General features: G+C 56.8%; 15 protein-coding genes. All 15 read left to right on the top strand.

The genetic code is table 11. The annotated features are described in order from the left end of the window. Positions 1-35 precede the first annotated feature (35 nt). The 15 genes from arnC (at position 36) to RGV06_RS01350 (ending at position 14393) form a co-directional block, all read left to right on the top strand. Complete coding sequence (arnC, locus tag RGV06_RS01420; protein ID WP_019827152.1) at positions 36-1049, top strand: undecaprenyl-phosphate 4-deoxy-4-formamido-L-arabinose transferase; 1014 nt, start codon at positions 36-38, stop codon at positions 1047-1049. Then, entirely contained in the window at positions 1046-3037 is a 1992-nt protein-coding gene (gene arnA / locus RGV06_RS01415) for a bifunctional UDP-4-amino-4-deoxy-L-arabinose formyltransferase/UDP-glucuronic acid oxidase ArnA (RefSeq protein ID WP_322149156.1), read from the top strand. Before arnC ends, arnA begins: the two co-directional genes overlap by 4 nt. Further along, on the top strand, positions 3037-3921 hold the full coding sequence (gene arnD / locus RGV06_RS01410; protein WP_048351917.1) for a 4-deoxy-4-formamido-L-arabinose-phosphoundecaprenol deformylase: 885 nt from the start codon (positions 3037-3039) through the stop codon (positions 3919-3921). The genes arnA and arnD overlap by 1 nt, the downstream gene beginning before the upstream one ends. Further along, positions 3918-5567: a lipid IV(A) 4-amino-4-deoxy-L-arabinosyltransferase gene (arnT, locus tag RGV06_RS01405; RefSeq protein ID WP_322149155.1), complete on the top strand. Its 1650-nt coding sequence runs from the start codon at positions 3918-3920 to the stop codon at positions 5565-5567. Before arnD ends, arnT begins: the two co-directional genes overlap by 4 nt. Continuing rightward, positions 5564-5908 (top strand): 4-amino-4-deoxy-L-arabinose-phosphoundecaprenol flippase subunit ArnE, encoded by a 345-nt coding sequence (gene arnE / locus RGV06_RS01400; RefSeq protein ID WP_019827156.1) that lies wholly within the window; start codon positions 5564-5566, stop codon positions 5906-5908. The genes arnT and arnE overlap by 4 nt, the downstream gene beginning before the upstream one ends. Beyond that, positions 5905-6303: a 4-amino-4-deoxy-L-arabinose-phosphoundecaprenol flippase subunit ArnF gene (arnF, locus tag RGV06_RS01395; RefSeq protein ID WP_019827157.1), complete on the top strand. Its 399-nt coding sequence runs from the start codon at positions 5905-5907 to the stop codon at positions 6301-6303. The genes arnE and arnF overlap by 4 nt, the downstream gene beginning before the upstream one ends. After that, positions 6300-7664: a UDP-glucose dehydrogenase family protein gene (locus RGV06_RS01390; protein ID WP_019827159.1), complete on the top strand. Its 1365-nt coding sequence runs from the start codon at positions 6300-6302 to the stop codon at positions 7662-7664. Before arnF ends, RGV06_RS01390 begins: the two co-directional genes overlap by 4 nt. 75 nt (positions 7665-7739) lie before the next feature. Beyond that, a complete protein-coding gene (locus RGV06_RS01385) occupies positions 7740-9347 on the top strand; it encodes an ArnT family glycosyltransferase (protein ID WP_322149154.1) in 1608 nt (535 codons plus the stop codon). Positions 9348-9610: 263 nt separating this feature from the next. After that, positions 9611-9772, top strand: a complete 162-nt coding sequence (locus RGV06_RS01380) for a DUF4225 domain-containing protein (RefSeq protein WP_401013900.1) — start codon at positions 9611-9613, stop codon at positions 9770-9772. Between the two features lie 509 nt (positions 9773-10281). Continuing rightward, positions 10282-10845, top strand: a complete 564-nt coding sequence (gene pnuC / locus RGV06_RS01375) for a nicotinamide riboside transporter PnuC (protein ID WP_322149152.1) — start codon at positions 10282-10284, stop codon at positions 10843-10845. After that, positions 10842-11396, top strand: a complete 555-nt coding sequence (locus RGV06_RS01370; protein WP_019827162.1) for an AAA family ATPase — start codon at positions 10842-10844, stop codon at positions 11394-11396. The genes pnuC and RGV06_RS01370 overlap by 4 nt, the downstream gene beginning before the upstream one ends. A 362-nt stretch (positions 11397-11758) precedes the next feature. Beyond that, positions 11759-12199, top strand: coding sequence for a hypothetical protein (locus RGV06_RS01365; RefSeq protein WP_019827163.1), 441 nt, complete (start codon positions 11759-11761; stop codon positions 12197-12199). A 1-nt stretch (position 12200) separates the two neighbouring features. Further along, positions 12201-12776 (top strand): hypothetical protein, encoded by a 576-nt coding sequence (locus RGV06_RS01360; RefSeq protein ID WP_019827164.1) that lies wholly within the window; start codon positions 12201-12203, stop codon positions 12774-12776. A gap of 69 nt (positions 12777-12845) precedes the next feature. Beyond that, positions 12846-13640 carry a hypothetical protein gene (locus tag RGV06_RS01355; RefSeq protein ID WP_019827165.1) on the top strand — a complete coding sequence of 265 codons (795 nt, stop codon included), beginning with the start codon at positions 12846-12848 and terminating at the stop codon, positions 13638-13640. A 63-nt stretch (positions 13641-13703) separates the two neighbouring features. Then, entirely contained in the window at positions 13704-14393 is a 690-nt protein-coding gene (locus RGV06_RS01350; protein ID WP_322149151.1) for a C39 family peptidase, read from the top strand. Positions 14394-14405: the final 12 nt, after the last annotated feature.

Below are 14405 nucleotides of genomic sequence, written 5' to 3'. Positions count from 1 at the left end.
GTCTTGTACCATTGAAACTGACTGGAACGAATATTTTGAAACCCTACCCAATCCAGTGTGTGTCGATCGTCATCCCGGTCTACAACGAAGAACAGAGCCTGCCTGAACTGTTGCGCCGCACTGAAGCGGCCTGCGCACAGTTGACCCAGGCTTACGAAATCGTGCTGGTCGATGACGGCAGTCGGGATAATTCGGCGCAAATCCTGCAAGACGCCGCCGAGCGCGAAGGCAGCCCGGTAGTCGCTGTTATCCTCAACCGCAACTATGGGCAGCATGCCGCCATCATGGCCGGCTTTGAGCATTCCAAAGGCGACGTGGTGATTACCCTCGACGCCGATCTGCAAAACCCGCCCGAAGAAATCCCGCGCCTGGTCGCACAAGCTGCATTGGGTTACGACGTGGTCGGCACCGTGCGTAACAACCGTCAGGACTCCGCCTGGCGTCGCTGGCCTTCGCGTGTGATCAACCTGGCCGTGCAGCGCTCCACCGGGGTTGCCATGAGCGATTACGGTTGCATGCTGCGCGCTTACCGACGCAGCATCGTCGACGCCATGCTCGCTTGCCGCGAGCGCAGCACCTTCATTCCCATTCTGGCAAACAGCTTTGCCCGCCATACCACGGAAGTAGTGGTCGAGCACGCCGAGCGCGAACACGGCGACTCCAAGTACAGCCCGATGCGCCTGATCAACCTGATGTTTGACCTGATCACCTGCATGACCACAACACCTTTACGCCTGTTGAGCATCATCGGTTTCAGCATGGCGGTACTGGGTGTGCTGTTTGCAATCGCGCTGGTCATGCTGCGCCTGATCTTCGGCGCATCCTGGGCTGGCCACGGTACTTTCGTGCTGTTTGCGGTGCTGTTTGTTTTCACCGGCGGGCAATTTATCGGCATGGGGCTACTGGGTGAATACTTGGGCCGCATGTACAGCGATGTGCGGGCACGGCCACGGTTTTTCATTGAAAAAATCGTTCGCGCCGAACCTGCAACTACTTCCGTTCCAACTAGCAACCCGACTTCTACTACTTCGACACAGGTCCAATCATGAGTTTGAAAGCCGTTGTTTTCGCCTATCACGATATTGGCTGCACAGGCATTGAAGCCTTGCTCAATGCAGGTTACGAAATTGCTGCTGTGTTTACCCATGCTGACGACCCTAAGGAAAATAACTTTTACGGTTCGGTCGCCCAACTGTGCGCCCGTAAAGGTATTCCGGTACATGCACCCGAAGACGCCAACCACCCGTTGTGGATTGAGCGCATCCGCAAGCTGAACGCCGATTACATTTTCTCGTTCTACTATCGCAACCTGCTGGGTGAAGAGCTGCTGGCCAGCGTCAGCAAAGGTGCTTTCAACCTGCATGGCTCGCTGCTGCCGCGCTACCGTGGTCGCGCACCGGCCAACTGGGTTCTGGTCAACGGCGAAACCGAAACCGGCGTCACCCTGCACCGCATGGTCAAGCGTGCCGATGCGGGCGACATCCTGGCCCAGCAACGCATCAGCATCGAGCGTTCGGATACCGCACTGAGCCTGCACGCCAAGCTGCGTGAAACCGCCGCCCAACTGCTGGCCGATGCGTTGCCGCTGTTACCTCAGGGCAAGCTCACCGAAACCCCGCAAGACGAATCCAAGGCCACCTATTTTGGTCGTCGCACCCCGGCTGACGGCCTGTTGCAGTGGAATCGCCCGGCTGAAGAGCTGTTCAACCTGGTGCGTGCCGTGACTCAGCCTTACCCGGGTGCCTTCTGCGCCGTGGGCGAGCACAAACTGATTGTCTGGGGCGCCGAAGTGGTTGCCGGTAATCAGGGCCATGCACCGGGCCAGGTGATCAGCTGCGAGCCGCTGCGCATTGCCTGCGGCCAGGACTCGCTGGTCATCACTGCCGGTCAGCGCAATGACAACGGCTTGTACCTGAGCGGCCCGCAACTGGCTCGCGAACTGGGTCTGGTTGAAGGTTCACGCTTGCGTGGCAGCGAATCCGGTCGCCCTGCACGTCGCACCCGCGTCCTGATTCTGGGGGTTAACGGCTTTATCGGTAACCATTTGTCCGAGCGCCTGCTGCAAGACGACCGTTATGAAGTGTATGGCCTGGACATTGGCTCCGACGCCATCGACCGCCTGCGCAGCCATCCCAACTTCCACTTTGTGGAAGGTGATATCAGCATCCACACCGAGTGGATCGAATACCACATCAAGAAATGCGACGTGGTCCTGCCGCTTGTGGCCATCGCCACGCCGATCGAATACACCCGCAACCCGTTGCGCGTGTTCGAACTGGACTTCGAGGAAAACCTCAAGCTGGTGCGCTACTGCGTCAAATACAACAAGCGCGTGATCTTCCCGTCCACGTCTGAAGTGTATGGCATGTGCCAGGACAAGAACTTCGACGAAGACACCTCCAACCTGGTTGTAGGCCCCATCAACAAACAGCGCTGGATCTACTCCGTCTCCAAGCAGCTGCTGGACCGCGTCATCTGGGCCTACGGCACCAAAGGCCTGAAATTCACCCTGTTCCGTCCGTTCAACTGGATGGGCCCGCGTCTTGACCGTCTGGACTCGGCACGTGTTGGCAGCTCGCGAGCGATCACTCAACTGATCCTGCACCTGGTGGAAGGCACCCCGATCCGCCTGGTCGACGGCGGTGAACAAAAACGCTGCTTCACTGACGTTGCCGACGGTATCGAGGCCCTGGCCCGCATCATCGACAACAAGGGCGGCAAGTGCGACGGCCAGATCATCAACATCGGCAACCCGGACAACGAAGCCAGCATTCGTCAGCTGGGCGAAGAACTGTTGCGTCAGTTCGAAGCGCACCCACTGCGTGACAACTTCCCTCCGTTCGCAGGCTTCCGAGACGTTGAAAGCCAGTCGTTCTACGGCACTGGTTACCAGGACGTCAGCCATCGCAAGCCAAGTGTTGAAAACGCCCGTCACCTTATCGACTGGACGCCGACCACCGAGCTGAGCGAAACCATTGGCAAGACCCTGGACTTCTTCCTGCGTGAAGCCATGGTAGAAATCGCGGAAAAACGCTGATGCAAGCAGGACTGCGTATCGATGTCGACACGTACCGTGGAACCCGTGAGGGGGTTCCACAGCTACTCGAACTGCTCGATGAAGCCCAGATCAAGGCCACGTTTTTTTTCAGCGTGGGGCCCGACAACATGGGCCGCCATTTATGGCGGCTTATCAAGCCCCAGTTTTTCTGGAAAATGATGCGCTCCAAAGCGGCCAGCCTGTATGGCTGGGATATTTTGCTGGCCGGCACCGCCTGGCCGGGCAAACCTATCGGTAAGGATCTGGGGCACTTGATGCGCCAGACCCTGGCCGCTGGCCATGAAGTTGGCTTGCATGCCTGGGATCACCATGGCTGGCAAGCCAACACTGCGCGTTGGAGCGAAACACAACTGATCGAGCAAATCCGCCGTGGTGTCGAGACCCTGAGCGACATCACCGGACAAGCTGTCGAGTGTTCTGCCGCAGCAGGCTGGCGTGCCGATGAGCGCGTAGTCCAGGCCAAGGAAACCTTTGGCTTTCGCTACAACAGTGATTGCCGCGGGCACAGTCTGTTCAGGCCCAGATTGGCTGACGGCAGACTGGGTGCGCCGCAAATCCCTGTGGATCTACCCACTTTCGATGAAGTAGTCGGCCCGCATCTGAATGCGGCCGACTTCAATTCATTCATTCTTGATCGCTTCAGCCCACAAAAGCTGAATGCGTACACCATCCATGCTGAAGTAGAAGGGATTCTTATGGCTAACGACTTCCGTCAATTGCTGGCGCAGGCCCGTGCCCGTGATATTCATTTCCATCCCTTGCGGGACTTGCTTCCCGAGGATATTGACAGCCTGCCTGCCGGGCAGCTGAGCCGGGGCGTACTCGAAGGCCGTGAAGGCTGGTTGGGAGTACAGAAGCCATGACTCAACGCTGGACGATACCACTGCTGGTTTTAGCCTTTATTGCGTTTTACCTGTTGCCATTGGGCACCCACGGCCTGTGGATTCCTGATGAAACGCGCTACGCACAAATCGGCCAGCAAATCCTGGTCGACGGTAATTGGATCACGCCGCACTTCATGGATTTGCGCTACTTCGAGAAGCCGATTGCCGGCTACTGGATGATTGCCATTGGCCAGGCCATTTTTGGTGAAAACCTGTTTGGCGTGCGCATTGCCTCGGCCATCGCCACCGGCCTGAGCGTGTTCCTTGCCTATGCCGTGGCTCGCCGCCTGTGGAATGACCCGCGCAAGAGTTTTGCCTGCGCCCTGGTGTACATGACGTTTGGCCTGATCGCTGGCCAGGCAGGTTATTCAAACCTTGATCCGCAGTTCACCCTCTGGGTCAACCTGAGCCTGGTTGCCTTGTGGTTCGCTGTCGACAGCCGCACCACCCGTGATCGCCTGATCAGTTGGGCCGTGCTGGGCTTTGCCTGTGGCATGGGCTTCATGACCAAAGGCTTTTTGGCCCTGCTGCTGCCGGTGCTGATCGCCCTGCCCTACATGGTCTGGCAAAAGCGTTTCCTGGAACTGGTCAAATACGGTCTGGTGGCCATGCTGGTCGCAGCCTTGGTGTCACTGCCGTGGATTCTCGCGGTTCACGCCCAGGAACCCGATTACTGGAATTTTTTCTTCTGGCATGAGCACATCCGCCGCTTTGCCGGTGAAGACGCCCAGCACGGTCGTCCATGGTGGTTCTACCTGCCGCTGATGGTAGTCGCCAGCTTGCCGTGGGTCGCGTTGCTGCCGGCAACCTTCAAAGATGCCTGGCAGAACAAGCCTCATGCCAGCGTGGTTTTCCTGCTGATGTGGCTGTTGCTGCCACTGGCCCTGTTCAGTTTGAGCAAAGGCAAGCTGCCCACTTACATCATGCCGTGCATGTTGCCACTGGCCCTGCTGCTGGGCCACGCGATGATGCAGCGTGTCGAGCAGGCCAAGACCGGCTCCTTGCGCTTGAACGGTCTGCTCAATCTGCTGATCGGCGGCGTGGCATTGCTGGCCCTGATCTATTTCCAGATCAAAAAGCCGTTCTATGACAACGAGCCGCAACACATGGCGCTGTTGGTTATGGTTCTGTTGACCTGGATCGTGACCGGCCTGCTCACGTTGTCCAGACCGCTAAAAATGTGGGCAGCCCCTGCCGTGGCAATGGGTGTTCTGGTACTTGCGCTGCCTGCGGCCATGCCGACCAGCGTGATTCACAACAAAATGCCTGATCAATTCATCCTTGAGCACATGGACGAACTGTCCCAGGCCAAGACATTGCTCAGCAACGACCTGGGCGCGGCATCGGCCTTGTCCTGGCGTCTTCGCCGCCCTGACGTAACGCTTTACAACACTCAGGGTGAAGTCAAATACGGGCTGACCTATGACGATGCCAAAGGCAAAACCATCAGCCTGGCCGATATTGGCCAGTGGATGACCGACGCCCGTCGTCATGGCCCGGTAGGCGTGGTCATGCGGGTCAAGGACAGCGATGAAAGCGATGAAATGGACCACTTGCCTAAAGATGCCAAGCGCTATGACGAAGGCAACATGGTGATTCTGATTTTCCCGCAGATCACTCCATGACCTTGGCATTACTCCTGTTGGCCTGCTTGCTGACCTGCGCCGGCCAGATCGCCCAGAAGTACGCGGTCGAAGGCTGGCGAGGAGCAGACACCGGGGTGGCGCACAAGCTGCGCTCACCCTGGCTGTGGCTGGCCTTGCTGTGCCTTGGCCTGGGTTTGCTGGTGTGGTTGCTGGTGCTGCAACGGCTTGAGGTAGGGATTGCTTACCCGATGCTCAGCCTCAACTTTGTGCTGATCACCCTGGTGGCCCGCTATCTGTTTAAAGAGTCCATCGACCGGCGTCATTGGATGGGAGTGGGGCTGGTGATTGCCGGTGTGATTTTGCTGGGGCAACAAGCATGAGCCTGCGCCGAGGATTAGCTTTTGCTTCAGGCAGCGTGTTGCTGGTCAGCGGTGCCCAATTGGGCATGCGCTGGAGCATGACCCGCCTGCCGGAGCCGGCTCAATGGCTGAACGCAATCAGTCACGGCGATGTATCACTGTCGGCTTTGGCCGTGGTGAGTGCCGCGATCGCCGCGTACGCGCTGTCGATGCTTTTCTGGCTACTGGCCTTGCGGGACCTGCCACTGGGCCGCGCCTATTCGCTGTTGAGCGTCAGTTACGCGCTGGTCTACCTGCTGGCAGCGAGCCTGCCGATTTTCGATGAACGATTCACTTTGTCAAAAACCCTTGGTGTGACGCTCGTCATCCTGGGGGTGCTTACGATCAACTCTCGACGTACCAGGAACTGCGCATGAAAATCAGTGTATTTGGTAGTGGCTATGTAGGCCTGGTGCAGGCGACGGTCCTGGCTGAAGTCGGCCACGATGTGATCTGCATGGACATTGATCAGAAAAAGGTCGAACTGTTGCAGCAGGGCCACGTCAGCATTTTCGAACCCGGGCTTTCCAGCCTGGTGCGTGAAAACATTGAAAGCAAACGCCTGCGCTTTACCAGCGATGAAAAGCTCGCCGTAGAGCACGGTCAGGTGCTGTTTATCGCAGTGGGCACTCCCCCAAGCGAAGATGGCTCGGCTGATCTGGGCCAGGTGTTTTCGGTAGGAGATGCCGTTGCCCGCCACCGTGAAGAACCGCTGATACTGGTCGAAAAGTCTACCGTCCCCGTGGGCACCGGTGACGCACTGACCGCGCATATCAACAAGGCCCTGAGCCTGTCCGGTCGCTCGTTGCAATTTGACGTGGTGTCCAACCCTGAATTCCTCAAAGAAGGTTCAGCAGTCACCGATTGCCGCCGTCCGGACCGCATCATCATTGGCTGCGCCCGTGAAGAAGTTCGCGAGGTCATGCGTGACCTTTATGCGCCGTTCAACCGCAACCATGACCGCATCATTTTCATGGACCTGCGCAGCGCCGAACTGACCAAGTACGCCGCCAACTGCATGCTTGCGACCAAGATCAGCTTCATCAACCAGATTGCAGAACTGGCCGAGCACCTGGGCGCCGACATCGAAGCCGTGCGCCTAGGCATCGGTGCGGATACCCGTATCGGCTATCACTTTATCTACCCGGGCTGCGGCTACGGCGGTTCGTGCTTTCCCAAGGACATGCGCGCGCTGATCCACAGTGCCCAGCAGGTCAATTGCTCAAGCGATCTGTTGCAAGCGGTTGAAGCCATCAACGAACGCCAGAAGCACAAGCTGTTCGATCGCATCAATGCGTTCTTCAAGGGCGACCTCAAAGGCAAGACCTTTGCCCTGTGGGGCCTGGCGTTCAAACCCAATACCGACGACATGCGCGACGCGCCGAGCCGTGTATTGATGGAAGCCTTGTGGGCGGCCGGTGCCCATGTACGGGCCTTCGATCCCGAAGCCATGCAGGAAACCCAGCGTCTGTACGCCAATGAAGAGCGCCTGAGCCTGATGGGCACGCCGGAATCGACCCTCAGCGGCGCGGACGCGTTGATCGTCTGCACCGAGTGGCAGCAATTCAAGGCGCCTGACTTTGACCTGATCAAGCAGCGCCTGAACACCCCGGTGATTTTTGACGGCCGCAACCTGTATGACGGCGAGCGTCTGGCCAAGACCGGCTTGCAGTACTTCCCGATGGGACGGGGTGAATCGTGCAACTTGCCGGTTTCCCACGGTTCATCAGCCATTTGATGATGTGATCACGCCGCCATTGGTAACAATGGCGGCGTTTTTTTTGCGTGCTCCGAGGAGTCAAGGAGACTCGACATGCCGGCCGATTTCACCCGCACAGACCTGCTGACTCAACGCAGGCACTCCCTGATTCTGGGCGCGTTCGCATTACTGCTGTTTATTCTGGGCAATCATCAAGAGGCGGCGATCGGATTTGATTCGCGCTTTGTCATGTTTGCCAACGAAATGCTGCGCAACGGCCCCGGCTTTTTTCCGACAACCTATGGCCAGCCTTACGCTGACTACAGCGCCACCACGACCCTTTTCACCTGGCTGCTGTCGCTGCCCTTGGGCAAAGTGAACAGCCTCACCGCATGGCTGCCTACGGCCATTGCCAGCGCAACGATTGTGACGTTGATGTATCGCCTGGTTGCGCCCCAATCCACGCAATGGGCACTGGTCAGCGTGGCCTTGTTGTTGCTGAGCATGACCTTCGTGACCGAAACCCGGGCCGTTTCGCTGGATCAAATGCTGGCAGCCGTCAGCCTCAGCGCCTTTTACCTGGCTTACTGTCACGATCACTTCGGTGCGCCACGACGACATGTGTGGCTTCTCGCCTTGCTGGTGCTGGGCTTTGCCATTCGCGGCCCGATCGGCCTGGTGATTCCTACCGGTATCCTGTGCAGCTACTACCTGCTGAACGGCCAATGGCGTCGGCTGATCAGCGTCGGGGGGCAAGCGCTGGGATTGCTGGTGGTGTGCATTGGCACCTTGCTGATGCTGGCCTGGCTCAGTGGTGGCGAGGCGTTTGTCCACGAAGTGATCCGCATGCAAGTCACCGGGCGCATGGACGGCACCGAAGGCGCAAGCAGCGTGCTGTATTACTTCACAAGCTCCGTGGGCAACTACGCCCTGGCTTACCCGCTGGCCGTGGTGGTGCTGGTGGCAATCCTGATTGCCGGGCGTAAACAGTCGGGACCGTCGCTGCAACTGGTCAAATACTGCGTCGCTGCTGCGTTGGTGGTCATGATCGGCCTGTCGATTCCTCAAGCCAAGAAAGCTCGATACCTGCTGCCCATGTTGCCTATGGCCGCGATCATTGCGGCTTATCCGTTTCAAGTCATGAGCGGTCGGGTGTTTGGCGTTTTACGTTGCTTTATTCAAGGGCTGTTCTTGCTCCTGCCGGGCTTGCTGATCATCGGCCTGATCGTTGCAGGCAAGCGTTTTGGCGAGCAGTTGCCGCCCTTGACCGCGACCTTCGTCATCCTGGCGGCTCTCCAGGTTCTGGCACTGGGCCTGTTGTTCAAAGCCCGGTGGCGTACTCAAGGGTTGGCGGCGTGTGCCGTGCTGGCACTGTGGAGCAGCTATATCACCGTCTTTGAACCGGCAGAGCGCACTCTGTATGACACGCGCACCTTTACCCTCAAAGCCCTGCAATTGATCGATCAGGCCCCGGCACCCGTGGTGCTTCACGGCATGGGCAAAGACGCCAAGGCGATCAAATTCATGGTCAACGTGGACCGGGATCTGCTTCCGCTTTTCACCCAGTCTCCTGCAGAGCTGACAGCACTGCGCGCACCGGCCTGGATCGTGATGGACAGAAAGGACTATGAGGCCTTGCAGGGCAGCGAGCCGGGCAGCATTGCACCGGCACTGAGCGGGCGCTTCGACAAGAATGATTACGTGCTGCTGCATTTGCGTTGATCGTTATTGTGTGACCGCTGTCAGGACAAATCGCAAAATCTCGTCGCGCTGAGTACGAGCCTGTTTGGGATCTCGACCAGCGCGCAAATCTTTACTAGACACATCTTACGCACCTCTCAGATGCCTCCTACGGCCTATCGGTCTTCTACACAATAGACTGCCAGGCCGACAAGAGGGAGATGCATCTATGGCTAACAACGAGTATGTGACGTGTTGCTTATGGGGTGGTTGACTTGAGTTCGTCAGCCTACGGCATTGGCAGAATGGTATTAAAGCCCGATGCCTGGCGTTTGTTCAGGTATGTGAAAACGGACTATGTGAGAGGGTATAAGGTCGCTACGCGGAGAGGGTTCTTCTTCGATAGATTTTCGGACGTTATAACTGCAAGCACTGTGTATGGCGCATGTGACAGCCTTAATGAGTAACTTTATTTTTTATCCCTCTTTATACTTATAACGGTGCTTTTATACAGGCCTTCCTTTTGGGCGTACTACGCGTGGTCAGGTCGTCGTTATTCCGCTTTTAAGTTCTGGGGGGTTGGGAGCTACAACGTACTGTGTGCGACCATTCACAATTTTTTGTGCGAGACAGCACGTTACCTTTTATGGGGCATGTCGATAATGCCGTAATGGGTTGGTTATCCCTTGTTATGATATTTGTCCATATCTCTACATTTCCGGCTGAATGGGAACGAAAACGCTGGTTTTCACGACAGTAAACGCTGAGGAGTGGAACGAACCTGCGTTCGAGTTGGTGCGCCACTGCGACGCAGCGGTCGCAAAACCGGAATACGCAATATGTCTGTTTAACCATGGAAGCAGACTTTACGACTGCTGCGCAGCCGGACGCAGCCTCACACTGAAGTCCATTAAACCCACAACCATCCCCGCTGCAGGTACAATCCCCGCCCTTCACTCTCATCCAAGGAATCCCAATGTCAGGGCTTGAACTGTTTGCCGCCGCGCTCGGCGTCATCGCCGTCTGGTTAACAGTCAAACAAAACCCCTGGTGCTGGCCCATTGGCCTGGTAATGGTGCTGCTGTACAGCTGGATTTTTTTCGAGATCAAACTGTATTCAGGCATGCTCCTGCAGGTGTTTTTTGCACTGCTACAAGTCTATGGCTGGTGGCAGTGGACCCGCGCAGGCACGCAACACGAAGGCCGGGTGGTCTCGCGGCTCACTGCTTTGCAGGTGCTCTTCGGCCTCGCCATGGGCGCCATTGGCAGTGCTGCGTTGGGTGCAGCAATGGCTCATTGGACCGACTCCGGATTCCCATGGTCTGGCGCCACGCTGACCGCGTTCAGTCTGGTCGCACAGCTGTGGATGGCACAAAAACGCCTTCAGTGCTGGGCCCTGTGGTGTGTGATCGATGTGCTCTACATCGGCTTTTTCGCCTGGCAGGATCTGTACCTCACGGCCGGGCTTTATGCGCTGTTTACCGTGATTGCCATTCAAGGCTGGCGTGACTGGCGCCGCGACCCGGCGCTACGCACATGAAGGTGGTGGTACTGGCCGGGCCGGAATCAAGTGGCAAAAGTTGGCTGGCGGCGCTGCTGCAACAGCGGTTTGGCGGCATTCAGGTGGGTGAATACGTCCGCTACTTTATCGAGCAAAACCCTCGCGATACTTGCCTGGCCGATATCCCAGAGATCGCTCGCGGCCAACTCGAATGGGAAGACCAGGCACGCGCCAAACAACCCGAACTGTTGATTCTGGATACTCATTTGTTGAGCAATATCCTGTGGAGCGAGACGCTGTTTGGCGATTGTCCAGACTGGCTCGAAACCGAGTTGCTAAAGCGTCATTACGACCTGCATTTGCTGCTCTCCCCTGACGACGTGGAGTGGACTGCGGACGGCCAGCGTTGCCAACCTTCGCTTGCAGAACGCCAGACGTTCTTTAAGGCCAGCCATCAGTGGCTGGCAGATCATGACCAACCCTTGGAAATTATCACGGGTGATTGGCAGGCTCGACAACAGCATGCCTGCGCAGCGGTAGAACAATTAATCAACCGCCATGAAACTTATTCAATAAGTATTAGTCAGTAAGTAATAGGCCCATTTAAAGTGCACATCATTAACTGGCAACTTAATGGTTTCAGCACTTTTAATATGTCCACTGCTGTTACATGCACACCCCCGCAACACCGCTAAAACACTAGCCTGCGCCATAAACACGAATAGTGTAACGCTCATGAAACAGGCCCTGTCGGCCTCTAAAAATAGCGCCTGCCCAACAGATAAAGGCGCTGACCGGTTCATTGTTATCTCACGCACGTTACACTTCGGCTTAACCCTAATAGCCGTCACGCTGCCAGCTGTTGTTTTACAACATTAAATCAAAAGCGGCACAGCTCATGCTCTTTCCTTATCACGCTGACTAGGGCCAGCGTCGAAAAGGGAGCACAGTCATGGGGCACTTATACCGCGGTAACCGTTACCTGCTGATGGCATGCAGCCTGACCGCCTTGATGGGTGTGTGCAGCGCAGTACAGGCCGCCGGTAATGGCGAGATAGTACTTGTGCGTACTGTGCAACCCCAGCCGGTGGGTACCCCCGCCATGCACCCCGATCCCGACCCTCTTACCGCCAATGCCAGTCCTTTGGCACAAGTGATGGGCGGCACCCGTGAACTCAATGATGGCGATTTTGCCGGTGTCAGTACCGGTACATCGATCAGGCATAACCTGATGCCAACTGGCAACAGCCTGCCAGGGCTCAATAACAGCAACGGCCTGCCAGGCATGAGCAGCGGTCATGGCGGCGGTAGCGGCGGCACCCTTTCCAACACCATAGGCAACAGCATCAACCAGGGTATGCGTCCGCTGTCTGCACTGAGCCAGGGGAAATAACATGACTGCCTATAGCCTGCCTGTGCTGATCGCCGCGCTACTAGCCAGCTCAAGTGTGCTGGCGGCTTCTGACAACAACGCCGAGATCAATAATTCGGGCGCCAATTACCACGGCAACGTGACGATCAATCAGGCGGCGGGCGACCAGCAGCAGCAAGTCAACATTCGCGCAATTGCCATCGGCACCGAGGCCAAAGCCTCAACTTCAGTGACTCAAAAACTCAATACGCCAGCCGACCCATCGCTCGATGCCAGGGCAGCCATTGGCGGCAACTCTTTCAGTAATGGCAGCGGTGTGATCGGTATCAACCAGTCCGCCGGCGCCAACAACCAGATGGTCAATGCCGTGCGAGTAAGCATCAGTGCCCAACCGCAAGGCATGGACGACAGCGCCCTGTCACAACAAAACGTGGCGCTGGTACCAAACTCGGGAACCGCATCCCCCGCCAACGGCAGTCGCCAGATCGTTACCAGCGATCAGGCCTTCACCGGCAGCCGAGGGGTGGTGCAGTTGAACCAGAGTGCAGGGGTGGGGAACCGCATGGCTAACACCCTGAATATACGGGTTGCTGACTGACCCGATAACAACGCAGTGCAATTAGAAAGTGCCAACACTTAACACACTAATGAAGCACGGAGAATCACCATGAAACCTTCAAGCGCTCTGAAACCTCTGGCTTTCGCCATGGCTGCACTCCTGTCTGTGGCAGCAAGTGCCAATGGCCCTGGCAACAACCCACCACCTCCATCGAATCCACCGTCCTACACACTGGACCCTTATGCGGCTGCAGCAGCGGTTGTGATTGATGTGCAAAACAGTAATCACAACAAAGTGACCAACAAAGCGATCAAAAACACCGCAACCGTCAAAGATTCGGTCAAAGGTGCTGAAGGTAACATGGGCGTCAACGCCGCAGCCGGCTCGGGCAACCAGCAAGACAACGCCGTTGCGATTGCAACCTCCGACGAGTCATTCGTCTTTGGCACCGCTGCGTCACTGACCAGCGCAACCCAAACCAACAGTCATAACAACGATCACAACTACGGCACACAAAACAACGCCCTGCTCAAAAGCTCGGGCAATGGCAGCTCAGGCAACGTGGGTATAAACGTCGCTGCGGGCGATTTCAACCAACAGAAAAACAACCTGGCCATCGCCGTATCCAATGGCCGCATCGCTTCGGCAGGCGCTACCGCCAGCCAAACCTCCAATAACCTGTCGGTTATCAACGAGGCCGGTGCGTCTTATCTGAGCAACGTGAATACCTGGTCGCAAGGGCCAAGCTGGAACAACAACCATACGCCTGTAGTTAACAATGCCACCATGGACCACTCGTTCAATGGCATCTCGGGTAATGGTGGTGCCAACATCGCAGCAGGTGTGGGTAACCAACAAAGCAACTCGCTGTCCATCGCTGCAGGTTGCAAAGTCTGCATGTAATAGCGACGTTAAAGGAGGGTCTCGTTTACGGGACCCTTTCTCTTAATCCAAGGCGTATCAATCATGCGTATTGTCGCCCTCGCCCTCATGTTCGGTTTGACCGGGATGAGCGGGATCTCCCAAGCCGCACAGATGCCGATCGCCGCCATGCCAGGCGGCAATCTGGTTTTCAAGCAGGTACAGAGCATTCGCGAGCGGCGCTTTGCGGACATCGTCGAACAAAAAACCGACTTCAGTTGTGGCGCGGCGGCATTGGCCACCGTATTGCGTCAAGCCTACTGGCTGGATGTCAACGAAGACGAGATCATTAAAGGGATGCTGCAAAACGCAGATCAGGAGCTGGTCCGCGTCCAAGGGTTTTCAATGCTCGACATGAAGCGCTACGTCGAAAGTATCGGCATGCGCGCCCGGGGTTACCGGATTCCTGCGCAAAGCCTGGAAAGTGTCAACATCCCTGTTGTCGTCCTCCTGGACATCCGTGGCTACAAGCATTTTGTCGTCCTGCAGCGTACCCAAAAAGACTGGGTTTACATTGGCGACCCTGTACTTGGCCATAAGCGTTATTCCCATGAAGATTTTATAAAAGGCTGGAATGGCATCGTGTTTGCTGTCATCGGCCCCGGCTACGACAAAACCAACGCGCTACTGTCCCCCCCGGCTCCCCTGACAGCTAAAAACCAGCTGGACAGTTTTAGTCCGGTCAAAGATGCAGAGCTCATGGATTTTGGTTTTATTCAAAGTGACTTTTTTTAGGTGCGCCAAGCA

The organism is Pseudomonas sp. CCI3.1 (genome assembly GCF_034313985.1).
In the GTDB taxonomy this organism is placed as follows: Bacteria; Pseudomonadota; Gammaproteobacteria; order Pseudomonadales; family Pseudomonadaceae; genus Aquipseudomonas; species Aquipseudomonas psychrophila.
The sequence above is the reverse complement of the archived record's forward strand: the minus strand, read 5'-3'. Positions and strand labels throughout refer to the sequence as shown.